Annotated in this window: 22 protein-coding genes; 11 read left to right on the forward strand and 11 right to left on the reverse strand. The window is 71.7% G+C overall.

What is annotated here, in order from left to right:
- Positions 1-232 precede the first annotated feature (232 nt).
- Positions 233-2,653, forward strand: a complete 2,421-nt coding sequence (locus OHB44_RS31070) for a M28 family peptidase (RefSeq protein ID WP_442932637.1) — start codon at positions 233-235, stop codon at positions 2,651-2,653.
- A 52-nt stretch (positions 2,654-2,705) separates the two neighbouring features.
- Here the strand turns inward: OHB44_RS31070 and OHB44_RS31075 are convergent, their stop codons facing one another.
- On the reverse strand, positions 2,706-3,194 hold the full coding sequence (locus tag OHB44_RS31075; protein ID WP_238684558.1) for a hypothetical protein: 489 nt from the start codon (positions 3,192-3,194) through the stop codon (positions 2,706-2,708).
- Between the two features lie 281 nt (positions 3,195-3,475).
- Here OHB44_RS31075 and OHB44_RS31080 point away from each other — a divergent pair, with 281 nt between their 5' ends.
- On the forward strand, positions 3,476-5,626 hold the full coding sequence (locus tag OHB44_RS31080) for a tetratricopeptide repeat protein (protein WP_238684557.1): 2,151 nt from the start codon (positions 3,476-3,478) through the stop codon (positions 5,624-5,626).
- 4 nt (positions 5,627-5,630) lie between these two features.
- Here OHB44_RS31080 and OHB44_RS31085 read toward each other — a convergent pair whose 3' ends face one another.
- Positions 5,631-6,572: a threonine/serine dehydratase gene (locus tag OHB44_RS31085; RefSeq protein WP_266304376.1), complete on the reverse strand. Its 942-nt coding sequence runs from the start codon at positions 6,570-6,572 to the stop codon at positions 5,631-5,633.
- Positions 6,573-6,588: 16 nt separating this feature from the next.
- Positions 6,589-7,389: a 2OG-Fe(II)-dependent halogenase WelO5 family protein gene (locus OHB44_RS31090; RefSeq protein ID WP_330439008.1), complete on the reverse strand. Its 801-nt coding sequence runs from the start codon at positions 7,387-7,389 to the stop codon at positions 6,589-6,591.
- Positions 7,390-7,583: 194 nt separating this feature from the next.
- Here OHB44_RS31090 and OHB44_RS31095 point away from each other — a divergent pair, with 194 nt between their 5' ends.
- Positions 7,584-7,820 (forward strand): hypothetical protein, encoded by a 237-nt coding sequence (locus OHB44_RS31095; protein WP_238684554.1) that lies wholly within the window; start codon positions 7,584-7,586, stop codon positions 7,818-7,820.
- A gap of 32 nt (positions 7,821-7,852) precedes the next feature.
- On the forward strand, positions 7,853-8,197 hold the full coding sequence (locus tag OHB44_RS31100; protein ID WP_330439009.1) for a hypothetical protein: 345 nt from the start codon (positions 7,853-7,855) through the stop codon (positions 8,195-8,197).
- A 193-nt stretch (positions 8,198-8,390) separates the two neighbouring features.
- Here the strand turns inward: OHB44_RS31100 and OHB44_RS31105 are convergent, their stop codons facing one another.
- The 4 genes from OHB44_RS31105 to OHB44_RS31120 form a co-directional block, all read right to left on the reverse strand.
- On the reverse strand, positions 8,391-8,888 hold the full coding sequence (locus tag OHB44_RS31105) for an NUDIX hydrolase (protein ID WP_238684552.1): 498 nt from the start codon (positions 8,886-8,888) through the stop codon (positions 8,391-8,393).
- A 180-nt stretch (positions 8,889-9,068) separates the two neighbouring features.
- Positions 9,069-9,323: a Smr/MutS family protein gene (locus OHB44_RS31110; protein WP_007465523.1), complete on the reverse strand. Its 255-nt coding sequence runs from the start codon at positions 9,321-9,323 to the stop codon at positions 9,069-9,071.
- Between the two features lie 121 nt (positions 9,324-9,444).
- Positions 9,445-9,813, reverse strand: a complete 369-nt coding sequence (locus OHB44_RS31115; protein WP_112584722.1) for a tetratricopeptide repeat protein — start codon at positions 9,811-9,813, stop codon at positions 9,445-9,447.
- A 129-nt stretch (positions 9,814-9,942) separates the two neighbouring features.
- Entirely contained in the window at positions 9,943-10,713 is a 771-nt protein-coding gene (locus OHB44_RS31120; protein ID WP_238684550.1) for an ROK family protein, read from the reverse strand.
- A gap of 62 nt (positions 10,714-10,775) precedes the next feature.
- Between OHB44_RS31120 and OHB44_RS31125 the strand changes: the two genes are divergently transcribed.
- From OHB44_RS31125 to OHB44_RS31135, 3 genes are all read left to right on the forward strand, one after another.
- On the forward strand, positions 10,776-12,413 hold the full coding sequence (locus OHB44_RS31125) for an ABC-F family ATP-binding cassette domain-containing protein (protein ID WP_238684549.1): 1,638 nt from the start codon (positions 10,776-10,778) through the stop codon (positions 12,411-12,413).
- A 38-nt stretch (positions 12,414-12,451) separates the two neighbouring features.
- Positions 12,452-12,760 (forward strand): hypothetical protein, encoded by a 309-nt coding sequence (locus OHB44_RS31130; RefSeq protein WP_124822832.1) that lies wholly within the window; start codon positions 12,452-12,454, stop codon positions 12,758-12,760.
- 216 nt (positions 12,761-12,976) lie between these two features.
- On the forward strand, positions 12,977-13,702 hold the full coding sequence (locus tag OHB44_RS31135; RefSeq protein WP_330439010.1) for a methyltransferase domain-containing protein: 726 nt from the start codon (positions 12,977-12,979) through the stop codon (positions 13,700-13,702).
- On the opposite strand, the gene OHB44_RS31140 is transcribed toward OHB44_RS31135, so the two are convergent.
- Positions 13,699-14,706 (reverse strand): LacI family DNA-binding transcriptional regulator, encoded by a 1,008-nt coding sequence (locus OHB44_RS31140; protein ID WP_330439011.1) that lies wholly within the window; start codon positions 14,704-14,706, stop codon positions 13,699-13,701. The two genes, OHB44_RS31135 and OHB44_RS31140, sit on opposite strands and share 4 nt — an antisense overlap.
- A gap of 120 nt (positions 14,707-14,826) precedes the next feature.
- Positions 14,827-16,329: an amino acid permease gene (locus OHB44_RS31145; RefSeq protein WP_330439012.1), complete on the reverse strand. Its 1,503-nt coding sequence runs from the start codon at positions 16,327-16,329 to the stop codon at positions 14,827-14,829.
- Between the two features lie 202 nt (positions 16,330-16,531).
- Between OHB44_RS31145 and OHB44_RS31150 the strand changes: the two genes are divergently transcribed.
- Both OHB44_RS31150 and OHB44_RS31155 read left to right on the forward strand, forming a co-directional pair.
- On the forward strand, positions 16,532-18,187 hold the full coding sequence (locus tag OHB44_RS31150) for a glycoside hydrolase family 10 protein (protein WP_330439013.1): 1,656 nt from the start codon (positions 16,532-16,534) through the stop codon (positions 18,185-18,187).
- 181 nt (positions 18,188-18,368) lie between these two features.
- On the forward strand, positions 18,369-18,905 hold the full coding sequence (locus OHB44_RS31155; protein ID WP_238684544.1) for a phospholipase: 537 nt from the start codon (positions 18,369-18,371) through the stop codon (positions 18,903-18,905).
- A gap of 174 nt (positions 18,906-19,079) precedes the next feature.
- On the opposite strand, the gene OHB44_RS31160 is transcribed toward OHB44_RS31155, so the two are convergent.
- Together OHB44_RS31160 and OHB44_RS31165 are read right to left on the reverse strand one after the other, a co-directional pair.
- Positions 19,080-21,920: an ATP-binding protein gene (locus tag OHB44_RS31160; RefSeq protein WP_238684543.1), complete on the reverse strand. Its 2,841-nt coding sequence runs from the start codon at positions 21,918-21,920 to the stop codon at positions 19,080-19,082.
- Positions 21,921-22,072: 152 nt separating this feature from the next.
- Entirely contained in the window at positions 22,073-22,279 is a 207-nt protein-coding gene (locus OHB44_RS31165; RefSeq protein ID WP_266304366.1) for an FmdB family zinc ribbon protein, read from the reverse strand.
- Positions 22,280-22,316: 37 nt separating this feature from the next.
- On the opposite strand from OHB44_RS31165, the gene OHB44_RS31170 reads away from it, so the two are divergent.
- A complete protein-coding gene (locus OHB44_RS31170) occupies positions 22,317-23,813 on the forward strand; it encodes a lytic transglycosylase domain-containing protein (RefSeq protein WP_330439014.1) in 1,497 nt (498 codons plus the stop codon).
- A 72-nt stretch (positions 23,814-23,885) separates the two neighbouring features.
- Positions 23,886-24,902, forward strand: a complete 1,017-nt coding sequence (locus tag OHB44_RS31175; protein WP_266305266.1) for a GNAT family N-acetyltransferase — start codon at positions 23,886-23,888, stop codon at positions 24,900-24,902.
- Positions 24,903-24,944 lie beyond the last annotated feature (42 nt).

A 24,944-nucleotide genomic window follows, 5' to 3' on the forward strand; every position in this document is an offset into this window, starting at 1 on the left:
GGGAGTTCGCTGGTGATGTCGGGCTCCTTCCGAGTGCCCTGCTGATCCTGTATTAGACAACGGTCGCACACAACACGATGCCTGCGGCGCGGGCGGGGATGGGGCGCATCACTGCTCGGCCGTGGACAAACCGGGCGGCTGACGGACGCGGGACCTACCGGCCGTCCCATCCGCAGCCCCCGACGGGCAGGATGATCCCACCCCAGGCCCCACCACCCCCCGAGGAGCTCCCGTGGGCGCACCCACCACCCCGGCCACGACGGGCACGCCGTCCCGTCCGATTCCGGGCGTACCCCCTGCCGGCCGCGCGCTGACCCGGCCGCGTCGGCGGCTCGTGGCCGCCGCGGCAGCGCTGGTCGCGCTGGCCGCGGTCGGCGCCGGCAGTCTGCTCGACCTGCGCACCCCGGCCCCGAAGTCGGCCGACGCGCCGGCTGGCGCGTTCAGCGCCGGCCGCGCGTACGAGGACGTCCAGGTGATCGCCGCCCGACCGCACGTCGCCGGCAGCCCGGCCAACGAACAGGTCCGCGCGCACCTGGAGCAGCAGTTGCGGGGGCTGGGCCTGGAGACCGAGGTGCAGGACACTGTGGCACCGGAGGCCGGCCAGCTCAGCGGGGCGGCGGGCGGGGCGACACTGGCCCGGGTCCGCAACGTGGTGGCCCGGCTGCCCGGCACCGACTCGACGGGTCGGGTCTTCCTGGTCTCCCACTACGACTCGGTGCAGACCGGGCCGGGCGGCAACGACGACGCGGCCGGCACGTCGACGATCCTGGAGGTGGCCCGCGCGCTGACCACCGGCCCCCGGCCGCGCAACGACATCGTCTTCGTGCTGACCGACGCCGAGGAGGCGTGCCTCTGTGGCGCGGCCGCGTTCGCCGCCAGCCACCCGCTGGCCGCCGACGGCGGTGTGGTGCTCAACCTGGAGGCGCGGGGCTCCACCGGGCCGGTGATCATGTTCGAGACGTCCCGGAACAACGCGAAGCTGGTGGACATCTTCGGCCGGGCCGCCCCACACCCGGTCGGCACCTCGTTCGCTGTGGAGATCTACCGCGCGTTGCCCAACGACACCGACTTCACCGCCTTCCTCGATCAGGAGTTCGTCGGGCTGAACTCGGCGTACATCGACGGGGGCGCGATCTACCACACGCCGTTGGACACCCCGGCCTCCATGGACCGCGGCAGCCTCCAGCAGCACGGGGACAACGCGTTGGGCCTGGCCCGGGAGTTCGGTGGCACCGACCTGACCGACCTGCGCTCCGGGCACGACGCCACCTACTTCCCCGTCCCCGGCGGGCTGGTCCGCTACCCGGGCTGGCTCACACTGCCGCTGGCCCTGCTCGCGGTGGCACTGGTTGCCGCCCTGGGCTGGCTGACCCGCCGGAGCGGCCGGGCCAGCACCGGCCGGCTGGCCGCCGGCTTCGCGCTGGCCCTGGTGCCGATCGTCGCCGCGCCGGTCGCCGCCCAACTGCTCTGGCTGGCGATCACCACGATCCGACCGGGGTACGCGGAGCTACTCGACCCGTACCGGCCGATCTGGTACCGGCTGGCCGTCCTGGCACTCGCCACCGCCATCCTGTTCACCTGGTACGCGCTGACCCGCCGCCGGATCGGCCCGGCCGCGCTCGCCGTCGGCGGGCTGGCCTGGCTGGCAGTGCTCGGGGTGCTGCTCGCCGTGGCGGTGCCGGGTGGGGCGTACCTCACCACGGTGCCGGCGCTGGGCGGCGCCCTCGGCGGGCTGGTCGCGCTGCGTACCCGGCAGACCGGACCGTGGCCGGTGGTGGCGGTGACGGCCGCCGCGGCAGTGGGTGTGGTCATCCTGCTGCCCACAGTGGTGCTGCTCTTCCCCGCGCTGGGGATGGCCATGGGCGGGGTGGCCGCGCTGGTCGCGGTGCTGCTCGGCCTGGTCGCCCTGCCGGTGGTCGACCTGCTGCACCCGCAGGCCGGCGGCCAGCGCGGTCTGCTCGCGCTGCGGGCCCGGCGGCTCGCGGCGCTGCCGGCCGGCGCCGCCGCGGTGGCGGCGGTGGTGCTCGCCGGGGTCGGCCTGGGCGTGGACCGGTTCGACGCCGCCCACCCCGCTCCCACCCACCTGATGTACGCGATGGACGCCGGCACCGGCCAGGCCCGTTGGCTCAGCCACGAGAGCGACCCGCAGCCGTGGACGGACGGCTACGTGGACGGGGTCACCGACGTCGGCGATGACTTCCCCGGGCTCGGCGACGGCGAGCTGCGGGCCGGCCCGGCGCAGTCGGCGAACCTGCCGGCACCGAAGCTGGAGGTGGTGGCCGACGCCACTGCGGGTGGCGAGCGCACGCTGCGGCTGCGGCTCACTCCGCAGCGGGCGGCCCGGCTCGCCACCCTGCACGTCGACACGTCGACCGCCACCGTGCTGCGCGCCGACGTGGCGGGGCGGTCGGTGCCGGTGGAGCCACGAGCGGGAAAGTGGGGCTTCGGGCTGGTGTTCCACGCCCCGCCAGCGGAGGGCGTCGAGGTCGCGTTGACGCTGCGTCCGATCGCCGGGCAGGTCGCGCTGCGGGCCATGGACGCCAGTGACGGGCTGGACGCGCTGCCCGGCTTCCGCCCCCGGCCGCCGGCTGTCGGCGTCGTCGGGTCGCACAGTTCGGAGATGTTGGCGGTCGCCCGCACCTATCCCCTCTGAGATGAAAGGGTGGTCCGGCGGGAGCTTTCTTCCGCCGGACCACCCTTTTCGATCAGCCCACCGGTTCGGGTTGGCCGGCACCGATCCGGTGCCAGCGATTACCGTCGTGGTCGGTGAAGGTGAGGTCCACCAGAACGGTGTCGGCCGAGCGGAGCCGGTGCTCCGCCGCGACTGTGACGAAGAGGTCGTGCACGTCGCGGCCGGGGATCCGACGGACCTGTTTCGCCGCGGCCAGCCCGACCGGCGGGGCGTCCGGATCGTCGGGCGGGACGAGTCGAGCCAGCACCACCACGTCCAGCACCGGGGCGTCACTCTCGTTGGCCACGGCGACCCGCAGCACCGAGGTGCCGCGAATCTCGGCCACCGCCGAGACCAGCCGAGCCTGGGTGGCCCGGACCCGCAGATCGTCGTTGCGGCGGGCACGGATCTCCCGCCGCAATCCGAGGTAGACGAAGAGCACACTGGCGATGGAGCCGACCGCGCCGAACCAGTCCGGCACGGAACCCCAGTCGACGACGTCCTGGATTGGCGACCAGTTCATAAGTCCATCGTGGATGCCCGTGTCGAGTGCCGCGCACGGCGGATCGGCCGGAATCAGCAGCGAATTGGGAATTACGGCACTGATTTTGGTCAGCCGGGGGGCCTGAACGGAGAGTGTGCAACCCAGTACGGGGGTGGATACGCTTGCGGTCGACATGGTGCGGGCGGCAATCCCTCCGACTGTCCACCATTTGGACAGGATCAAACGCCGCAGCCCCATTGTGAATTCGCCACCGAAGGGGGACCGCATTGACTGCGGACGTTCCACCCGAGGATGCCGGCGTGCCTCGGCCTGCGTACGACCGGCCGAGTCGGGTCTCCGTCGACCCACCGCTCGGACGACTGGACAGCCCGCTGCACGGGCGCGACGACCTGATCGGCGAGATCGTCCGGCCGGGCCAGAATGCCGGGGGCCCGCCCTCGGTGCACATCCTGTGCGGCATGGGCGGGTCCGGCAAGAGCCACGTCGCGCTGGAGATCGCCCGCCGGGCCCGGGCCGACGGCCGTACGGTCTGGTGGGTGCAGGCCGGGCGGCTCAACTCCGGGATGCGGGAGGTGGTCAGCCAACTCGGCGCGTCGGAGACCCAGGTCGACCAGGCGTGGGCCGGGATGATCAGCGCCACCGACCTGGTGTGGCGCTACCTCAACCAGGCCGCGCAGCCCTGGTTGTTGATTTTCGACAGTGCGGACGAGCCCGCCAGCCTGGGCCCCACCGACGGAGTGCTCGCCGACGGCACCGGCTGGCTGCGCAGCCCGGAGGCCGAAGACGGCATGGTCATCGTTACCAGCCGGGACGGCAACCGGGCCACCTGGGGCACCTGGTCGGTGCTGCACCAGGTGCGCCCACTCGACGCCGACGCCGGCGCGAAGGTGCTGATCGACCGGGCCGGCGCCCAGGCCGGCGGCCTGGCCGACGCCCGGGAACTCGCCCGGGAGCTGGGCGGGCTGCCCCTCGCCCTACGCGCCGCCGGTAACTACCTGCGGTCGGTCAACGCCAGCCCGGTCTGGCGCGGCTCATCCACCATCACCACCTTCGCCGACTACCGGACGGCCGTGCAGCGTCGGTTCCGCTCACCGCGCGACGCCGCCGACGTCGACCTCGACGAGTCCCTCGGCCTGGAGATCGTCCGCGAGGTCGACGACATCTCACTGGACCTGCTGGCCCGCCGCCAGCTCCAACAGAGCCGGCCACTGCTCAACGTGCTGGCCTGCCTGAGCATCTCCCCGGTGCCCTACGAGGTGGTGCTCAAGCCGGCCATCCTGGCCGAGTCGCCGCTGTTCAAGGGGCTCACCGGCCGGCAGCGGGTGAAGGTGCTGGAGGGCATCGGCAACCTGGCCCTTGTCGACTTCGACGTGCAGGAGGAGGTCACCGACCCGGCGTTCGCGCACGTGCTCTCGCTGCACCCACTGGTGCACGCGATGTTCCGCGACCGCGACGAGGTGCGCGAGCAGATCGCCGAGTACCACGGGCTGGTCATGAAGCTGCTGCTCGCCGCCACCGAGGGGCAGAACCCGGACGACTCGGCGGCCTGGACCAACTGGGACGTGCTGGTGCCGCACCTGGTCGAGGCCGTGCGGGAGTACCTCGTGCCGCAGAAACACAAGCACGACCCCGAGACGGTACGCCGCGCGCTGGAGCTGACCCGGCTCACCGCCCGCTACCTCATCGCGGTCGGCCTACCCGGCTCGGCCTTCGACATCCTCGACCCGATCGTGCGCGGTTGTGCCGCGTACGACCACGACCTGGACCGGCCGCAGGTGCTGGCGCTGCGCCACGAGCTGGGCCGCACCTGGCTGGAGCGCAACCAGCCGGAGATGGCCGACCGGGTGCTCCGCGAGGTGATCGCGGACCGCACCAGGGTGCTGGGCAGCGACGACGCCGACACCCTCGCCAGCCGGCACAAGCTCACCAAGGCGATCATGGCGCAGCGCCAGTGGCCGGAGGCCGAGCTGGAACTGCGGCAGATCGTCGCTGCGGAGGACCAGGTACGCGGCCCGGAACACTGGGACACCATGATCGTGCGGCACAGCCTGGCGCTGGCGGTGCTGGCCCAGCAACGGGCGCCCGAGGCCGAGGAGATGCTGCACGCCATCCTGGAGGTCCGCTACCGGTTGTGGCCGCTCAACCAACCGGAGACCTGGCAGGCCCGACACACGCTGGCTCGCTGCATGCAGGCGCAGGACCGGCTCGACGAGGCGGAGGCCGAACTGCGGGCCACCCTGGCCACAGTCGAACCTCGGCACGCCGACCGCAGCGAGGTGCTCGCCATCCGATCCACCCTGGCCCTGGTGCTGCTGCTCGGGGAGCAGGTCGACGCGGCGATCGAGGTGTACGAGCAGTTGCTGGCCGACCGCCGGCGACTCCTCGGCGACACCCACCTGGACACCCTCCAGGTGGAACACGCGCTGCGCCGGCTGCGCGACGGCGACTGACCGGTCAGTGCGGGGCCGCCGGGCCGAGGTCGCTCGGGTCGGTGTTGCCACCACAGATGATCACTGCCACCCGCTCCCCCGGCTGCGGCACGTACGCGCCACCGACAAGCGCGGCCAGTGCGGCGGCACCGCCCAACTCGGCGGCGACCCGCAGCTCCGACCAGAGCAACCGGCGTGCCCGCACCAGGTCCTCGTCGCGGACCAGCACTGACACCACCTCGGTCCGGCGGGCGGTGTCGAAGGCGATCTCGCCGATCCGCCGGGCACCCAGCGAATCGGTGGCGATGCCGCCCACCTCGATGTCGACCGGCCGACCGGCCTTGAGGGCGGAGTGCAGGGTAGGAATCTGCTCCGGCTCGACCGCCACGACACGTACCGAACCACCGAACCAACTGGCGATACCGGACACCAGCCCGCCGCCACCGACCGCCACCAGCACTGTGTCGATCCCGCCCACCTGCCGCTCCAGCTCCCGGCCGACGGTGCCCTGACCGGCCACCACCTCCGGCTGGTCGTACGCGTGCACTACCAACGCGCCGGTCTCCCCGGCCCGCTGGGTGCTCGCCGCCAACGCCTCGGCGTAGTGCTGGCCCACCTGGCGCACCTGCGCGCCCAACCCGGCCAACCGCTGCACCTTCACCGGCGAGGCGGTGACCGGCACGAAGACCTCCGCCGGCACCCCCAACGACCGGGCCGCGTACGCGACGGCGAGACCGTGGTTGCCACCCGATGCGGCGATCACCCCGGCCGAGGGCAACGAACCCTGGAGCATTCGGTTGAACGCGCCGCGCGGCTTGAACGAGCCGGTGTGCTGGTGCAGCTCCAACTTGAGGCTGAGCTGCCCGGGCACACCCAGATCGGCGCCGTCGACGGCGATGACAGGGGTTTCCCGGACCCGCCCCTCGACAAGGGCCGCGGCTGCCTCGACGTCGCTTCTGTCCACCATGGGGAAACGCCCTTCACTACGACCAGAGGGCCAGTCGACCATCGTCGGTGAGCCCGACGAAACATCCTATGGAGATCCGTCGGCCATCCGACGCGGGACGCACCGTGTGATAGTGCCGCGGATCAAACAGAAAGCCCTCCCCGAGGGTGGGGCGCAACGTCAACGACTGCCTGTCGGCGGCCACCGCCTCCTGGAAGCCGTACCCGCCGGGGACCCGCAACGGCTCGTCGTCCGGCTGCCAGCGCCGCCGCCACAGCACCGTCTCACCACCGGCCGGTGGCACCCGGATGTAGATGTTGAACGCCAACTGGGCCACCACCTCGCTATCGAGCAGCCGGCCCGCGTACTCCCGTACCGCGTCGTCGAAGTGCACCTGGAGCCCCGCGTTGATCTCGCGGACGATGCCGACGTGCATCTCCCGACCCTGCCGCCGCCCGGGCGCCACGTCCGGCCAGGCACCGCGGAACGCGGCCAGGCACAGGTCCCGGGGTGAGTCCGACAGACCCAGCGTGGACCAGCCCTTCTCGGCCGCGCGGGCCGCGTCCCAGTAGTCCTCGCGGAGTGCCCCGGCGGACCGGTGGTCGTTGATGGCCGGACCGAACTTGGCGACGACGGGAAAGACCCGGCTCTCGTCGTAGCGGTCCATCGGCGCGTTGGCGAGGGCGGCGGTGATCGCCTGGCAGCGGGCCACGGAGAGCAACCCCGGCACCCGAACGGCGGCCAGCCGCCCCGCGATGAGCCCGGCGACATCCGCCCGGGTGATCGATTCTGATTCGACGGCGACGAACAAGGGATCGGTACTGCTCGAATGCTGCACGGCGGTCCTCCCGTAACGAAGATCCCTCACCGGACGTGTCGCGCCCCCCGACCCGCGCACCGTGCAATGTACAAACCGCAGGCAAGACGCGGTAACCGCAGTTCCGGGCCGCGTGGCGCGGCCACCGCTACCATCGGCGCAACCGGGGAAATCGACACCGAGCCGTACGGCGGAAGCTTTCCACCGATCGGGGAATGGTGACGGTTCTCGGCGTGACGCATGATGCGACTAGTTCGAACGCTGACAAGGAGTTCGAGATGGCAGGCGCCGGCCCGACGGATCTTGACATGCACGCCGACCGCCTGGAAATGGCGCGTCGAATAGCCCGGGAAATGATCGAGTCCGACCATCAGGCTCTGGAGCTCGCCGTCCGGCAGCGCCCACAGTGCTGGTCCCGACGCCCCGCCCGCGCCGACGCCCTCGCGGGCTGACGCTTCTCAGCGCAACAGCAGATACTCCGCCGATGACCCTTGCGCCGCCCCGCACCGACCTCGCCGACCGGCGCTCCTCGTTGCTGGTGCTGGCCGGCTGGTACGTGGCCGTCGTCGCGGCATTCGGCCTCTTCCTCGGCACGCTCTCCGGGTCGGTCCCGGCAGACTGCGGCGAGGTGTGCGACTCCGAACGGTCGAGGACGCTGCTCTTCGGGCTCTACGTGGCCCTGCCGGCGCTGTTCCTCGCGCTGCTGGTCAGCCTGTCGACGCTCGCGATGCTCGTCTCCCGGACCGGAATCCGCTCGTCGGCCCTGGTGGGCACCCTCGCCGCGGTGCTTCCGCTGCTCGCCTGCGGCCTCCTCGTCACGATCCTCTGACCGCGCCCCCGTTGATCTGAGTAGTCCGTCGCGTCCAGCCCTCGCCGATCTTGCAGTTTCTGTCGCCGAAAAGCGTGTGATGCCCTTTTCGCCGGGACAGTAAGTGCAAGATCGCGGCATGGGGGCGTCGGCTGCGCACCGGTCCTCGTACCGCATGCCAGTCTGCCTCCACGTCCGGTCCGCTTCGCTCTACCTACAGGCCGAGCGCCACGGGTTTGGTTGGTGCTCCGTCAGCGATCAGTGCGGTCAACGGCGTGGCGAGATCCCGTGGCGAGAACAGTTCCGGACCGTGGTGTTGCCTGATCTCTGACAGCGACCACCAACGCCAGCCGATGACGTGCTCGGCGGCGAGTTCCTCGTCGCTCATCGCACCGCGCGGCGCGAACGACGCGGCCCGAACGAGGAAGTAGTCGTTCACGACGCCATCGTGGCCGGGTGCGAACCCGGCGGCGACTATCTCCTGGCGCCAGACCTGAGGCGGGTCGACATCGAGAGCAAGACCGACCTCTTCGCGCAACTCTCGCCGCAGCGCGGCCAGTGGCGTCTCGCCGTCTTCGACGCCACCCCCGGGAGTGATCCAAACGGCGATCGTGCCAGCCGGATCGGGAATGGCGAGTCGTAGCAGCAGAACCCGGTCGTCCTCATCGACGACGACCGCACGCGCCGATCGCCGCAGGTTCACCGTCGACATCAGGACACCCTACGGGTCGACGATCACCGTTGACACCCAGCTCGACGCTGCGCCCTGACGTGCCTGTTCGGCCGTGCTGACGTGTGCGAGGCTTCGACGGTGACTGATCTCGTCATCCGCGCGGCCACCTCGGCTGATGGTCGCTGAGATCGGGACCTGAGGTCAGAGGCTGTGCCGTCGCTACTTCCAGCGGAAGTGGACGAAGAGGCGGCCGAAGTTCTTCGAGTCCTTCTCCACGCGGTGGTAGAGCTGCTTGACGTCCTTCTGGTCGAGGAACCGCAGCACCCGCTTCTTGAGCTGGCCGGACCCCTTGCCGGGAATGATCTCGACGAGGGTGGCCTTCTTCGCCACCGCCTCGTCCATGATCCCGCGCAACGCCCGGTCGATGTCCTGGCCCTTGTTGAAGATCTCGTGCAGGTCCAGCTTGAGCTTCATGCCGCAGCCCCCGGCCGGTCAGGTCCCATGTCCGCCATCCTAGGCGCGGCCGCCGGCCCGCCAATCCGGCGACGGAAGGGGCGGCCCCGAAGGACCGCCCCCGTCATGGAACTGCGCACCGTCAACGCCTGCCGCCGAGGCGGGTCTCCACCCGCTCCAGCGCCGTCCGGTAGTCGTCGTTGGCCGCGTACATCGCGGCGGCGATCCGCAGGTGCCGCAGCGCGTCGGTGTGTCGGTTCAGCCGCTCCAGCGTCCGACCGAGCACGTGGTGCGCGTAGTGGTCGCTCGGGTCCCGTTCGACCAGCTCGCGCAGGTGCTCCTCGGCCCGGTTGAGCTGGGCCGACTGGAAGTACGCCCGGGCCAGCAGTTGCCGGACCGCCGCATTGCCGGGTTCGGCGTCGATGATCGGCTCCAGCAGTCGAGCTGCCCCGCTGGGGTCACCGGTTTCGAAGAACATGGTCGCCCGCCGGTAGTCCGCCAGAAGATCCATCTGCCACCTCCTCGGGTCGCACCGTCACCTGTTCCGACGCTGGCACAACACCGGACGTTTGGCGACTGTTCCCGGGGTCGAGATCGGGTCAGTTCGGGCCGCCGAAGGCCACCGACGGCCGCCGAAGGGTCAGGTGCGGGCGTCCCGGCGTCCGGCGGAAAGTTCCCAGGCGCGGACACCGCCGACGATTCCGGCGGTGTTGGGCACCACCACCACGTCGTCGCCCATCCGGGCCAGTTGCTCGGGCCGGATCAGTCGGGAGTTGCCCCCGCCCAGGTAGAGCCGGTCCCAGCGGAACACCGGGCGGAGCCCGTCCACCACCTGGCGGATCCGGCGGGACCAGAAGGCGTCACCGAGCCGCCGCCGTTCCGGCTCGCCGACGTACGTGTCGTAGGTGGTGCCCCAGCGCACCGGCGCATGCGACAACTCCAGGTGCGGTGCGAGCACCCCGCCGTCGAAGAGCGCGCTGCCCAGCCCCGTCCCGAGGGTCAGCACCAGCTCGCAGCCGGTGCCGGCGACCACTCCGGCGCCGTGCACCTCGGCGTCGTTGAGCACCAGCGCCGGCGCTCCGAACGCGTCGGCCAGCGCGCCGCGCGCGTCCCAGCCGGACCACTCGGCGAGCAGGTCCGGGTCGACTCGGCTCCGGGGGCCGTTGCGGGTCACGTAGTGCGGGGTGCTCACTACCACTCCGTGTCGGATCATCCCGGGTACGCCGACAGTGATGCGGTCCGCCGTTGGCAGGCGCCCGCCGAGATCCAGCAGGGTCCGGACAAACAGGGCGGGCGGCAACGGGTACGGGGTGGGCACCCGCAACGGCCGGGCCCGCATCGTTCCCGCCTCGTCGAGCACGGACGCCTTGATGCCCCCGCCGCCACAGTCGATCGCCAGTGTGGTCACCACGTCGTTGAGTCTGCCCGCTGGCGGCCGGTCGTATGCGGGCGGCCGGATAGGCTGCCGTCCTGATGAGCGCCACGATGATCGTCAAGGACCTGGCCGCCGGGCACGGCGACCGCCCGCTCTTCGCCGGATTGGACCTGGTGGTCGCCCCCGGCGACGTGGTCGGGCTGGTCGGGCCGAACGGGGCCGGCAAGTCGACGCTGCTGCGTACCCTCGCCGGGTTGTTGCCGGTCGAGGCCGGCAGCGTGCGACTCAGCCCGCCCACCGCGAGCGTCGGCCACCTGCCGCAGGAGCCGGAACGGCGGCCGGGCGAGACGGTACGGGACTTCCTGGCCCGCCGGACCGGGGTGACCGCCGCGCAGGCCGCGTTGGACGCGGCGACCGAGGCGCTGACCGCCGGGGCGGCGGGCGCCGACGACGCGTACGGCGACGCGCTGGAGCGCTGGCTAGCCCTCGGCGGCGCGGATCTGGACGAACGCGCCGAGCAGGTGAGCGCCGACCTGGGGCTCGCCGTCGACCTGGACCACCCGACGACAGGGCTCTCCGGGGGCCAGGCGGCCCGGGCCGGGCTCGCGTCGCTGCTGCTCAGCCGGTACGACGTGTTCCTGCTCGACGAGCCGACGAACGACCTGGACCTGGCCGGGTTGGAGCGGCTGGAGGAGTTCGTCACCGGGCTGCGGGCCGGCACGGTGCTGGTCAGCCACGACCGGGAGTTCCTCACCCGCACGGTGACCCGGGTGCTGGAGCTGGACCTGGCGCAGCAGCAGGTGAACCACTACGGCGGCGGCTACGCGGCCTACCTGGAGGAGCGCGAGGTGGCCCGCCGGCACGCGCGCGCGGACTTCGAGGAGTACGCCGACACGAAGGCCGGGCTGGAGGCTCGGGCCCGCACCCAGCGTGGGTGGATGGAGAAGGGCGTGCGGAACGCCCGCCGCAAGGCCACCGACAACGACAAGATCGGCCGCAAGTTCCGCAGCGAGTCGAGCGAGAAGCAGGCCGCCAAGGCCAAGCAGACCGAACGGCTGATCGAACGGCTCGACGTGGTCGAAGAGCCCCGCAAGGAGTGGGAGCTGCGGATGGAGATCGCCGCCGCACCCCGCGCCGGCGCCGTCGTGGCCACGCTGCGCGGAGCAGTGGTACGCCGTGGTGGCTTCACCCTCGGCCCGGTCGACCTCCAGATCGACTGGGCGGACCGGGTCGCGGTGACCGGGGCGAACGGCTCGGGCAAGTCCACCCTGTTGGCCGCGCTGCTGGGCCGGCTGCCGCTGGACGCCGGCACCGCCTCACTCGGGCCCGGCGTGGTGGTCGGCGAGGTGGACCAGGCCCGCGGGCTGTTCCTCGGCGACGTGCCGCTGATCGACGCGTTCGAGGCGGCCGTACCCCATCTGTCGCCGGCGGACGCGCGGACCCTGCTGGCCAAGTTCGGCCTGCGGGCGGCGCACGTGCCCCGACCGGCGGCCACCCTCTCCCCCGGTGAGCGGACCCGGGCCGCGCTGGCCCTGCTGCAGGGCCGTGGGGTCAACCTGCTGGTGCTGGACGAGCCCACCAACCACCTGGACCTGCCCGCCATCGAGCAGCTCGAATCGGCGCTGGCCAGCTACCCCGGAACGCTGTTGCTGGTCACCCACGACCGGCGGATGCTGGCCGCCATCGAGACCAACCGGCGACTGCGGGTCGACGCCGGGCGGATCGCCGAGGATTGATCCGTGCCCGCGGGCCGGCGCGGGGTGAGAATGACGCCATGCTCAAGTGGGAGTACGCCCTGCTGGTCCGCCGCCGTCAGGCGGCGACCAACGACCTCGGCTGGGAGGTCGTCTTCGTCTGGTACGGGCCGGACGGCTCGATGGTCGACGTGACGCCGTACGGCGACACCTCGCTGGCTCACCTGAACCGGGCCGGTGACCAGGGTTGGGAGTTGGTCGCGATGAGCGAGGACCCGTCCCTGCCCGGCAACCACGAACTGCACCGCTACCACCTCAAGCGGCCGAAGCCCGCCGACCCGCCGCCTCGCCAGCGGATGCGCGGAGGCCGCCGCACCCTCTCCGGCTGACCCGACCGCTCGACGCCCAGCCGACCGGCCGCGGTGGGCGCGGTGGGCGCGTGGCCGCTTGGGCGTTCGGTGGCCAGCGATGCGGGCCGAGCCTGGGACCGGTGTCCGCCAGGCTGCGACACGCCGCCGAATGGTTGCGTGGGCCACGCCGACCAGGCGGACGAGCGGGGCATAACGGGCGCGATTGCGGGTATCGCGCGGCGGGAGGTGGCCCGAATGGTCGCTTTGGCACAGACTCCGCCCTCGGCCGACCGGCTGCGGGCGATAGACAATTTCCTCGCCCAGGCGTGGACGGACCAGGTCCGCCATGATGATCGGTTGCGGGACCTGGCGGTCGAGGTGCGGTTCGACCGGGGGGTGGCCCATCTGAGCGGCGACGTGGCCGATCCCGCCCAGCTACGGCTGGTGCGGGACCTGGTGGGGCAAATGGCCGGTGTCTACGGCGTCTGGTGCCGGGTCGGCATCGGCGGGCGGGCGCCGGTGGTGGTGGACCTCGGTTGTGGGCCCACCAAACAGTGGTCGAGCAACCTGGGGCTGGACATCTACCCGGCACCCGGCGTGGATGCCGTGGCGGACCTGTCCGGCTCGTTGCCGCTCGCCGACAACTCGGTGGACGTCCTCTTCGCGGTGCACATCCTGGAGCACCTGATCGACTTTCTGCCGCTGGTCGACGAGTGTCATCGAGTGCTCCGCCCCGGTGGGGTGCTGCACGTGATGAGCCCCTGGTGGGGGCACGTGAACGCGGTGGCCGACCCGACCCACGTCCGGCTGATGGACGTGCAGACGTTCAAGGGGATCTGCCAACTGCGGCCACCGGGCACACCGCGCTGGTACCCACTGCACGCGGGCTGCGACGGCGCCTCGATCTTCGCCGACCTGACGCCCCTTCCCCCGGACGCCGACCCGGCGCCGCAGTCCCACCTGGCCCGCTTCTTCGACTAGCGGGTCCCTGTGGATTCGCGCAGTTCCAGGCGGTAGGGGGCGCGGAGTTCCCGGGCGGGGACTGTGGGGTCACCGTCCAGGCGGTCGGCGAGGAGTTGGACGGCCAGGCGGGCGACCTGCTCCTTGTCCGGGGCGACGGTGCTCAACGTCGGGGTGGCGAACCTGCCGTCCTCGATGTCGTCGAAGCCGGCCACCGCCACGTCCTCGGGCACCCGCAGGCCGGCCTCGTGCAGTGCCCGCAGGGCACCGAGGGCCAGCGTGTCGTTGAGGCAGAAGACGGCGTCGGGGCGTACCCCGGAGGTGAGCAGGCCGCGCATCGCGGCCGCGCCGTCGGCGCGGTGCCAGGCCGGCGCGGACGCCACCAGGTCCTGGTCGTGGTCGAGGCCGGCGACGCGCAGCGCGTCGCGGTAGCCGGTCAGGCGCAGCCGGCCGCTGGCTCCCTCGTCGGTGCGCTGCGCGCCGACGGCAGCGATCCGGCGGCGACCCAACTGGATCAGGTGACTGGTGATCTCCCGGGCCGCTGCCACGTTGTCGATCACCACGCGGTCCGCCGGGCAGTGTTCGATCCGCTCGCCGAGCAGCACCATCGGGGTGCCGTCCAGACCGGCCAGGTCCGCCGCGGTGAGCGCCAACGGACTGAGGATGAGCCCGTCGATCAGGTGGTCGGTGATACCGGAGGCAAGCACCCGTTCCTTGCCACGCCGGCCGCCGGTCTGGTCGATGAGCACCGTCCAGCCGTGCTCGGCGGCAGCGGTGACCACGTGACGGGCCAGTTCGGCGAAGTACGGGATGTCCAGTTCCGGAACCGCCAGCGCGATGACGCCGGTGCGTCCCTTGCGGAGGTGGCGGGCGGAGAGGTTGGGCCGGTAGTTGAGTTCGACGATCGCTTCCTCGACCCGGGCACGGGTGTCCGGTCGCACGTGCACGTGGCCGTTCACGACGTTGGAGACGGTCTTGACGGAGACGCCGGCCCGTTCGGCCACGTCCTTGAGTCTGTGTCGCACGCCGCAACCTCCCCGAGGTGACGGGCGCACCATACCGTCAGCGGCTTCTCCGCGACGGTGCACAAACGATGGGGGAAGGGCCCCTTGCCGTCGCGAGGGGCCCTTCCCTGTCCCGTCGAATCAGCTGTCGGCGCTCGGCCCCCGAGGCGCCGGGGCGACGGCGGGCTCGTGCTGGGCCAGCCGGTTGCGGCGGTGGCCGTAGCCGAAGTAGATCAACGCGCCGAGCAGCATCCACGCCAGGAACCGCAGCCACGTCTCCACCGACAGGTTGAGCATCAGGTAGAAACAGGCCAACGCCGAGACGATCGGCAGCACCGGTGAGAACGGCACCCGGAACGGCCGCTCCAGGTCGGGCCGCTTGCGGCGCAGGATCGGCACCGCCACCGACACGAGGACGAACGCGCAGAGCGCGCCGATGCTGACCAGGTCGGCCAGCGCGGACAGCGGCAGGAAGCCGGCCAGCAGCGCGACCGCCACCGTCATGATCGCCGAGATCCGGTACGGGGTGCCCCAGTGCGGGTGCACCTTCGCGATCGAGGGCGGGATCAACCCGTCCCGGGCGATGGCGAAGCCGATCCGGCCCATCGCCACCAGGTCGACCAGGATGACGCTGGTCAGGCCCGCGACCGCGGCGATGGAGACCAGCACGGCCGCCCAGCCCGCGCCGACCGACTCGAAGGCCGACGCGATCGGGGCGCCCCTGTCGATCTCGGTGTACGGCACCATCCCGACCACCACCAGCGAGACGCCGATGTAGAGAACCGTGGAGATCAGCAGCGTGCCGAGCAGACCCAGGGTGAGGTCCCGCTTGGGCTTGCGCGTCTCCTCGCCCAGGTTGGCCACGGCCTCGAAGCCGGTGTACGCGAAGAAGACCACCGCGGCGGCGCTGAGCACCCCGACGAAGCCGAAGACCGACGGCTCCAGCCCGAAGAGCGCCTGCGTGACCGGCTGCTTGATGCCGTCGTCGCCGCTCCCGGCGGGCTCGGCCGGCGGGATGAACGGGGTGAGGTTGGCGGCCTTGACGAAGAACAGCCCGGCTACCACCACGAAGACGCAGATGGCCACCTTGACCAGCACCAGCAGGTTGGTGATCCGGGCGGATTCGCGGATGCCGACGATCGCCACGATGCCGAGGATCAGCACGATGGCGATGGCGCCCACGTTGACGGTGCTGCCCTCCTCGCCGAACCAGCGGGTCGGCAGGTCGAGCAGTTCGGCGAGGTAGCCGGACCAGCCTCGGGCCACCACTGCGGCGCCGAGCGCGAACTCCAGCAGCAGGTCCCAGCCGATGATCCAGGCGACGATCTCGCCCATCGTGGCGTACGCGTAGGTGTAGGCGCTGCCGGCGGTCGGCACGCTGGACGCCAGCTCGGCGTAGCAGAGGGCGGCCAGCAGGGCCACCACGCCGGCGATGGCGAAGGAGATCACCACGCCCGGTCCGGCGCTGTCCCGGGCCTCGATCCCGGTGAGGGTGAAGATGCCGGTGCCGATCACGATGCCGATGCCGAAGCCGGTGAGGTCGACCGCGCCGAGCCGTCGCTTCAGCCCCAACTGGCCGTCGCTGCCGTCCGCCTCACCTTGGGCTATCACGTCCTTGATTGGTTTTGTGCGCAGCACGGACACCCGGTCACCCCTCCCACCGTGCGACCACCTCCGTGGCGGCCGGTGACCGCCGTTGCTACCCACCGGCGCGATTGGTCAACCACGAACTCTTGCGGCGGTGGCCAGATTGTGAAAATTTCCTACCAGCAACGCGGACATCGACGGCGAATCTTGCCGCGCACCGCGCGAAACATCCGGGAGCCCCAACGAAGGGACAGACCGCATGAAATTAACCCGATTCGGAGTCGCCGGGCTGGTCGCAGCACTGCTCGGCACGTTCGTCACCGCCACCCCCGCGAGCGCCGCACCCAGCGCGGCCGACAGCACCACCACCTGCGCCACCGACCCGGCCACCCCGAAACGGCAGTTCCGGGCCATGTGGATCTCGTCGGTGGTCAACATCGACTGGCCCAGCAAGGCGTCCCAGACCCGCCCGGACCGGGTCGCGGCCCAGCAGGCCGAGTACCGCGAGCTGCTCGACCTGGCCGGGCGCCTGCACCACAACGCCGTCGTGGTGCAGGTCCGGCCCACCGCCGACGCGCTCTGGCCCTCGCCGTACGAGCCCTGGTCGGAATACCTGACCGGGGTACGCGGCCAGGACCCGGGCTGGGACCCGCTGGCCTTCCTGGTCGACGAGTCGCACAAGCGGAACCTCGAGTTCCACGCCTGGTTCAACCCGTACCGCGTCTCCATGCCGGCCCCCGGCGGCGCCGGCGCCGACCTGACCCAGCTCGCCCCCGGCCACCCGGCCCAGCAGCACCCCGACTGGACCTTCGCCTACCCACCGGCCGGCGTGGCCGGCAGCCGGCTCTACTACAACCCCGGGATTCCCGAGGTCCGCGAGTTCGTCCAGACCGCCATGATGGACGCCGTCAAGCGGTACGACATCGACGGCGTCCACTTCGACGACTACTTCTACCCCTACCCCAGCGGCACGTACCAGGTGCCTGACGACGCGACGTTCGCGGCCCACAACCGGGGCTTCACCGACCGGGCCGACTGGCGGCGGGACAACATCAACCTGCTGATCCAGGAGATGAACGGCAAGATCAAGGCGGCGAAGCCGTGGGTGAAGTTCGGCGTCAGCCCGTTCGGCATCTGGCGCAACAAGACCGCCGACCCGCTCGGTTCGGACACCACCGGCAGCCAGTCGTACGACATCATCTCCGCCGACACCCGCACGTGGATCAAGCAGGAGTGGATCGACTACGTGGTGCCGCAGCTCTACTGGTACATCGGCCAGTACCCGGCCGCCGACTACGCGCGCCTCGTGCCATGGTGGGCCGAGACGGTGCGCGGCACCCGCGTGCAGCTCTACATCGGTCAGGCCGACTACAAGAGCGGCGACCCGGCGTACGGGCCGTACTGGCAGAACCCGCGTGAACTGTCCGACCACCTGACGCTCAACCGGTCGTACCCGGAGGTGCGGGGCAACGTGCACTTCTCAGCGGTGCAGGTGCGGGCCAACCGCCTCGGCGCCACCGACATCTACGCGGGCGAGCACTACTCCCGCCCGGCGCTGGTGCCGACCATGCCCCACCTGCCGGCCCGGCCGCTGCTCTTCCCGGTGGTCAGCACGGCGACCCGGCAGGCCGACGGAGTCCGGCTCACCTGGCGGCAACCCGCCGACGGCGTCGGCCCGCTCGGCACCGCCACCTCGTACGCGATCTACCGGTTCGACGGCACCACGCTGCCCGGCCGGTGCGCCACTGCCGACGCCGCGCACCTGGTCGCCACCGTCCGGGCCACGCCCGGCAACACCCAGTCCTGGGTGGACACCTCGGCCGAGCCCGGCCGGCGCTACACCTACCAGCTGACCGCACTGGACCGGTCGGCAAACGAGAGCCCCGCCAGCCCGCCGGCGTTCGCCCTGCGCTGACCCGCTTCTGCGAATGCCCCGGCCGCCTCGCGCGTCCGGGGCATTCGTCTGTTTCAACGTATGTCACCAATAGTTGGCGATGCGCATACCGCCTAGTTGATCAGCTGATCGACACTCATCGACATCCGGTAACCCGCCGGTAACTTCCGTCCCAACCCGCCCACCCCCGCGGAGGTAACCAGTGCCCCGACGTCTCACCACCCTGATCGCCTCGGGCGCGTTAGCGCTGCTCGCCACCCTCGCCATCGCCTCCCCCGCCGCCGCCGTCACCCCCGCCCAACGACTCTCCGTGCTGTCCAGTTGGACCCAGACCAGCGCGTCCAGCTACAACTCGTGGAACAGCGCCCGGGTCAACCGGGCACCCTGGGCCGAGTACAACTTCAACTGGTCCACCGACTACTGCTCGTCCAGCCCGGACAACCCGCTCGGCTTCACCTTCAACCTGGGCTGCTACCGGCACGACTTCGGCTACCGCAACTACAAGGCGGTCGGCCAGTTCTCCGCCAACAAGTCCCGCCTCGACAGCGCCTTCTACGAAGACCTGAAGCGCGTCTGCACCACGTACAACTCGGTCGTCCGGCCGGCCTGCTACAGCCTGGCCTGGACCTACTACCAGGCGGTCAGCATCTTCGGCTCGGTAGCGGCCGTCCAGCAGGCCGACATCGACCGCGCCGCCCGAATGAAGGCCCAAGCCGAAGCCAACGCCGCCCCCCGCTAACCCCCCACCCCCACCCCCGCCCGAACCCCACCCCACCCCCCGCCCCCGCCCCCACCCACCCGCGTTGATCAAGAGGTTTCGGTCATCGGGAGCGCGTTTCCTGACGCAAATCTCTTGATCAACAAGGGTGGGGGGCGGGGCAGGGTGGGGCGGGGCAGGGGTGGGGTGGGTGGGTTAGGCGCGTTCGGTTCTTGTGGCTGGGTGACGGTCGGGGTCGGCGGGACGGCGGGGGGTTGGTTGGGACAGGCCGGTGCTGAAGCGGGTCGAGTCCGCAGCCAGGTCCGGGTGTTCCACGTCGAGTGCCAGCGCCGCAGCCTCGTCCAGCCCCAGCTCCGCACCCTCGCCGTACGCGTCGTCGAAGGCCGCGTCGCCCAGCACGGCGCGCAACTCCCCCTGCTGCTCGGCCCAGTAACCGCCGAAGATGCCGGGGGTGGCACGCATGCTCGCCCGGGTGGCCTGCGCGGCCCCGAACAGGCGGGCGGCGGTCAGCCGCTCCCCACCGATCGCGCAACGCACCGCGATCGCGTTCAAGGTGTCGCAGGCCCGCCCGTGGTAGCCGTGGCCCATCCGGGAGCGCAGCGCCACCAGCAGATGCTCGTGTGCGGCGATCACGTCGCCACGGGCCAGCGCGACCATGCCGAGCAGCATGTCCACCGAACGCCGGCCCCGCTCCACGGGCCGGGCCGCCTCCACCGGACGCACCGCGCCCAGCAACTCCGCAGCCTCCTCCAGGGCGCCCCGCCGCCAGAGCAGCTCGGCCAGGCTGAAGACCGCGAACAGCGCCTCGCCGACCACGTCCTGCCCGTGCGCCCAGTCGATGACCTCCCGGCACACCCGCTCGGCCTCGACGAACTGCCCCATGTCGACCAGCGGCGCGGCCCTGCCGGCGAGTACCCGGGCCAACAACCCGGCGTCGCCGGCCTGCCGGGCCGCTGCCTCCGCCCGCTGGGAGTAGCGCAGCTCCTCGGCGAACTCGCCGTCGGCGCTGGCATGCAGCGAATGCATGTGGTACGCCGCCGCCAGCTCCGCCTCCGGGATCCGCTCCCCCGTCTCCGCGATCCGTCCGTACAGCCGGAACAGCCACAGCCGCCCCTCGCGGGCCAGGCCCCGCTCCAGCCACCACTGGTCCAGCCCACCCGCCAGACCGAGGCCGGCACGGGCGCTGCCGCCGGTGGCGCACCACCGCAGCGCGGCGCGCAGCTCACCCGCCAGTGGATCGAGGGCATACAACGACAGCGTCACGGGCCGACCGTCCTGGCCCAGGTGGGCGCGGTCCAACGCGTGCGCCGACCAGGCCACGTGCCGGTTCCGAGCGGCCTGCTCCTCGCCCGCCTCGGCCAACCGACGCGCCGCGTACGCCCGAATGGGGTCGAGCATCCGGTAGGTGCTGCCGGCGGCACGCGGCTCGGCCAACACCATCGACTTGTCCACCAGGACTGAGAGCGGGTCCAGCGGATCGTCACCCAGCAGCCACTCCACCGTCTCCAGATCCACCGGGGCGGTGAAGACCGCCAGCCACCGCAGCAGGCGGGCGGCCCGGGGCCCCAACGTCCGGTAGGACCAGGTGACTGTGGCCTGCATGGTCAGATGCCGTTCGGTGGCCGAGCGCTGCACCGCCCGACTCGCCGGGGTGGGCGGTGACGCCCCGGCCGCCGCGGCGACCAGGTCCACGGTGTCCTGCTGGTTGCCGGACCAGCCGCGCTCCACCGGCGGCGGATCCGGGTCCTCCCGGCCGGCGTCCAGGGTGCCGAGGACGTCGTCCAGCCGCTCGGCGAGCTGACCGACGGAGAGCACCCGCAGCCGGGCGGCGGCCAGCTCGATGGCGAGCGGCAGGCCGTCTAACCGCTGCACGACCCGACGCAGGTCGGCGGACTCGGCCGGGTCGGGCTGCCGACCACCGCGAGCCGCCGCCGTACGGTCCAGTAGCAGCGCCACCGCATCGCTCTCCGCACCGTCCGCGCGTGGGTCGACCGAGAGCGGCGGAATCCGCCACACCACCTCGCCGGGCAGGCTGAACGACTCACGACTGGTGGCCAGCACCCGTACGCCGCCACCGCCGGACAGCAGCCGCGCGATCACCTCGGCACAGGCGGCCGGTTGGGTGTCGCACGTGTCCAGTACGACAAGCATCCGACGGCCGGCCGCGTACTCGACGAGGGTGTCCAGCATCGGCCGACCGGGCTCGGGACGCAGGCCGAGCACGGCGGCGATGGCGAACGCCACCAGCCCGGGGTCGGTCACCGAGGCGATGTCGACGAACCAGACCCCGTCCGGGTACGCCTCGACAACTCCGCTGGCCAACTCCACCGCAAGCCGGGTCTTGCCCGCGCCACCGGCGCCCAGCACGGTGACCAGGCGGTGCTGACGCACCAGCAGGCCCAGCTCGATGCGCTCGGTCTGCCGGCCGACGAACGATGTGACCTGGGTGGGCAGGTTGTGCGCCACCGCGTCGGCGGTGCGGGGCCGAGGGAACTGCCGCTCCAGACCCGGCGCGACCAGTTGGAACAGTCGTTCCCGGTCGTCGAAGCCGCGCAGGCGGTGCAGGCCCAGGTCGAGCAGGGTCGCACCCGGCGGCATCGGCTCGGCCCGACGGGCGGTGGACGCCGTGCAGAGCACCTGCCCGCCGTGCGCGGCGGCCGCCACCCGGGCGGCCCGGTGCACCTCGGGGCTGGCGTACTCGCCGTCGCGTGGCTCGGCATAGCCGGTGTGCAGGCCCATCCGCACCCGGGGCGCGGCCTCGGGGGTGGGCCAGTCGTGGCTGGACAGTGCCCGCTGGGCGGTCAGGCAGGCGGTCATCGCCGCTGTCGCTTCCTCGAAGGCTAGGAAGAACGAGTCGCCCTCGGTCAGCAGCTCCGCGCCGCCGGTGCTGGCCAGCGTGCGGCGCAGCAGCCGGCGATGCTCGGCGAGCACCGGGCGGTAGTCAGGGCCGAGTAGTTGAGCCAGCCGGGTCGAGCCCTCAATATCGGTGAATACGAAGGTCACCCAACCGCTCGGGAGCTGGATCCGTGGCGACATGCGAGGAACCTCCGCCCGTGACGTCGGGTTCATGCTGCCTGAGTCCGAACGATCACACATCGTGAGAACGGTCGGGCAAGTGCCGCCTCAACGTGCCACTCGGGCCCGCTCCCGGCAAGGCCAGCCCAACAGGCGGCGGCGAATTGGTCCGATCAGCAGCCGCAGGCGCCGCCGCAGCAGCCACCTGCGGCGGGTGCCGGGGCACCACCGCTGCGACCGGTGACCGCGACCGCGGAAAGAAGCTTGACCGTGTCGGCGTGTCCCTGAGGGCAGCTGGCCGGCTCACCGGCCGCCGCCATCGAACGGTTGACCTCGAAGGTGTCGCCGCAGGCGCGGCAGCGGAACTCGTACCGGGGCATGCCACCCAGGGTACGTGGATCTGACGGTTCGCGGAGCATGGGTGATACTCGACAGGTGGTGGACGGCGAGGACGACACGCGTGTGCAACCGTTACGACCGGCCGCGCCGCTGGACGGGCCGCTCGAAGGCTCAGGGGCCGCGCCCGACCCGGTGCGCAAGGTGCCACGCCCCCGCCGCCCCTGGCTGAGCGGGCGTTCCGCGGGCGCGCCGACCACTCCACCGGCCACCACGCCACCGGCCACCACGCCACCGGCCACCACGCCACCGGCCACCACGCCACCGGCCACCACGCCGGCTCCGCCAGCGGCGAAGCCCTCCGCGAAGGCCGAGACCGGTAAGACCGAGGACCTCGAGACCGAGGCTGCGAAACCCGAGGATCAGAAAACCGACATCGTCAAGGCCGACGCCCCCAAGGCTGACGACGCGAAAACTGAGGAACCGGAGGCGGGCGGCAGCGCCAGCGGCCCGGCCGCGCCGAAGGCGGCCGGCGCGTCGAGCGCCGACACGCCCGCTGACGACGCGAAGACCGGTGCCGCGGATCCGGCGAAGACCACTGTGGATGAGATCCCGGTCGTGCCGGCGTCCGACCCGGCCCGCCGACGGCGGGTGCAGTTCGCGCACGCGATACGTCTGCCGCCGCGCCGGGCAGCGGCCGCCGCGGCCCAGGCGACCCGCGCCTGGGCGCGCCGGCCGAGTGGTCGGTTGACACTGCCCGGCGTCTTCCTGCTGGCGCTGGTGGCCGCGACCGCCGCGGCGGGAGCGCTGCTCGTACCGGCCGCGATCCGCTCACCGCGCCCGGTCGCTGTCGACGCCTCGGCCACGCCGAGCGGGGTGGCAGCGCCTGGGATGCCGTCCGGCCTGCCGACCAGCCCGCTGCCCACCGGGCCGCTGCCGACCCTCCCGCTGCCCTCCGGCGGGTTGCCCGGCAACGGGCTGCCGACCGGGTCGGTGATCGGTGGCCGACCGTCGGACGCCCTGGCCGGCTGGGCGCAGCAGGTCGGCGCCAAGGTCGGTGTCCCGGCGGTCGCCATGCAGGCGTACGGCTACGCCGAGCTGGTGCTCTCCCAGACCAACCGCAGCTGTGCGCTGAGCTGGACCACGCTGGCCGCGATCGGTCAGGTCGAATCGGGACACGGCTCGGCCAACGGCGCGCGGTTGGGGCAGGACGGCAAGGCGGTGCCCAACATCATCGGGCTGCCGCTGGACGGGAAGGAGGGTCGGATGCGGATCATCGACACCGACCGTGGGGCGCTGGACGAGGACCCAGTCCTCGACCGGGCCATCGGGCCGATGCAGTTCATCCCGACCACCTGGCAGGAGATCGGCGCGGACGCGGACAACGACGGCCGCAAGGACCCGCACGACCTGGACGACGCGGCCCTGGCAGCGGGAAATTACCTCTGCAAGGGCGGTCGAAACCTGAGCATTGCGGGCGACTGGTGGAACGCGATCCTCTCCTACAACGACGTACGGCGGTACGCCCAGGACGTCTACGACACCGCGAACCGGTACGGACGGGCCAGTCGGTCGTGAAGTGATCGTCTCGATACGTTGGAGAACTGGACACTTCCCCCGGGCCTCTGTTAGCGGCAAGCTAGACGGGTGATGGTGCGCGAGTGGGACCCCAGGACCGCGTCGTCCGCCGAGATCGCGTCGCTGTTGGCCACGCTGAACGCGGTCCTGGCGGCCGACCTGCCGCAGGATCCGCCCTGGCGGGAGGCTTCACTGCGGGAATACCTCGCCGAGGTGATGCCCGGCGAGCGGCGGATCTCCTGGATCGCCCAGGGCGAGCCGACCGCCCCGGGCGACACGGGCGCGGTGCTCGGCCAGGTGCACGTACTCCTTCTGGGTGACATCGGCGTGCTCGAGGTGCTGGTGCACCCGTCCGCCCGGCGCACCGGCCTCGGCCGTGACCTGGTGCTGCTCGCCGCGCGCCGGGTCTATCAGGAGGGCTTCCGGTCGATCGGGGTCGAGGTTGTCGGCGACACACCGGCGGTCGGTTTCTACGAGTCGCTCGGCTTCAACCGCGAGTACGTGGAGACGCGCAGCGTGCTCGACCTGACGGCGGTGGACTGGGCCGAGCTGGCCGAGATGGCCACCGGCATCGGGGCGGGCTACCAGCTGGAGTTCTTCCCCGGCGGGCCCCCGGACGACCTGATCGAGGCGTACGCGCGGGCCAAGGCCGAGGTGCGCGACGTCGACGACGGTGAGCTGCGCCCCAGCTCCTACGACCCGGAGCGGCTGCGGGACAGCCTCGACACGCTGCACCGGCGGGGCATGAAGCCCTACATCGTGCTCGCCCGCCACGAGCAGAGCGGCGAGGTGGCCGGCCTGACCGAGGTGGTGGTGCCGGCGCAGCACCCGACCCGCGCCGACCAGTACGACACGATCGTCGCGCAGGATCACCGGGGCTACGGCATCGATCGGGCGATCAAGGCCCGGATGCTGCTGGAGTTGCGCTCCGCCGAGCCGGAGCTGATCGAGGTGCAGACCTGGAACGCGCAGGCCAACGAGGCGATGTTGAAGGTCAATGCGGAGCTGGGCTACCGCACCGACCGGGACTGGTGCGAATACAGCGTGGACGTCGCTGAGCTGGTGCACCGCCTCGATCCGCCACGCTGAGGAATTCACGAAACTGTCCATTAGGGGATGGACGGTGGACAG

Origin of the sequence: Micromonospora sp. NBC_00821 (assembly GCF_036347035.1) — a bacterium.
GTDB lineage: Bacteria > Actinomycetota > Actinomycetes > Mycobacteriales > Micromonosporaceae > Micromonospora > Micromonospora hortensis.

Excerpts from the sequence above, each read along its gene's own strand:
- OHB44_RS31075 (WP_238684558.1), bottom strand. The coding sequence starts at position 3,194 with ATGAACTGGTCGCCAATCCAGGACGTCGTCGACTGGGGTTCCGTGCCG.
- OHB44_RS31085 (WP_266304376.1), bottom strand. The coding sequence starts at position 6,572 with ATGGTGGACAGAAGCGACGTCGAGGCAGCCGCGGCCCTTGTCGAGGGG.
- OHB44_RS31095 (WP_238684554.1), top strand. The coding sequence starts at position 7,584 with ATGGTGACGGTTCTCGGCGTGACGCATGATGCGACTAGTTCGAACGCT.
- OHB44_RS31100 (WP_330439009.1), top strand. The coding sequence starts at position 7,853 with ATGACCCTTGCGCCGCCCCGCACCGACCTCGCCGACCGGCGCTCCTCG.
- OHB44_RS31105 (WP_238684552.1), bottom strand. The coding sequence starts at position 8,888 with ATGTCGACGGTGAACCTGCGGCGATCGGCGCGTGCGGTCGTCGTCGAT.
- OHB44_RS31110 (WP_007465523.1), bottom strand. The coding sequence starts at position 9,323 with ATGAAGCTCAAGCTGGACCTGCACGAGATCTTCAACAAGGGCCAGGAC.
- OHB44_RS31115 (WP_112584722.1), bottom strand. The coding sequence starts at position 9,813 with ATGGATCTTCTGGCGGACTACCGGCGGGCGACCATGTTCTTCGAAACC.
- OHB44_RS31125 (WP_238684549.1), top strand. The coding sequence starts at position 10,776 with ATGAGCGCCACGATGATCGTCAAGGACCTGGCCGCCGGGCACGGCGAC.
- OHB44_RS31130 (WP_124822832.1), top strand. The coding sequence starts at position 12,452 with ATGCTCAAGTGGGAGTACGCCCTGCTGGTCCGCCGCCGTCAGGCGGCG.
- OHB44_RS31135 (WP_330439010.1), top strand. The coding sequence starts at position 12,977 with ATGGTCGCTTTGGCACAGACTCCGCCCTCGGCCGACCGGCTGCGGGCG.
- OHB44_RS31150 (WP_330439013.1), top strand. The coding sequence starts at position 16,532 with ATGAAATTAACCCGATTCGGAGTCGCCGGGCTGGTCGCAGCACTGCTC.
- OHB44_RS31160 (WP_238684543.1), bottom strand. The coding sequence starts at position 21,920 with ATGTCGCCACGGATCCAGCTCCCGAGCGGTTGGGTGACCTTCGTATTC.
- OHB44_RS31165 (WP_266304366.1), bottom strand. The coding sequence starts at position 22,279 with ATGCCCCGGTACGAGTTCCGCTGCCGCGCCTGCGGCGACACCTTCGAG.
- OHB44_RS31170 (WP_330439014.1), top strand. The coding sequence starts at position 22,317 with ATGGGTGATACTCGACAGGTGGTGGACGGCGAGGACGACACGCGTGTG.
- OHB44_RS31175 (WP_266305266.1), top strand. The coding sequence starts at position 23,886 with ATGGTGCGCGAGTGGGACCCCAGGACCGCGTCGTCCGCCGAGATCGCG.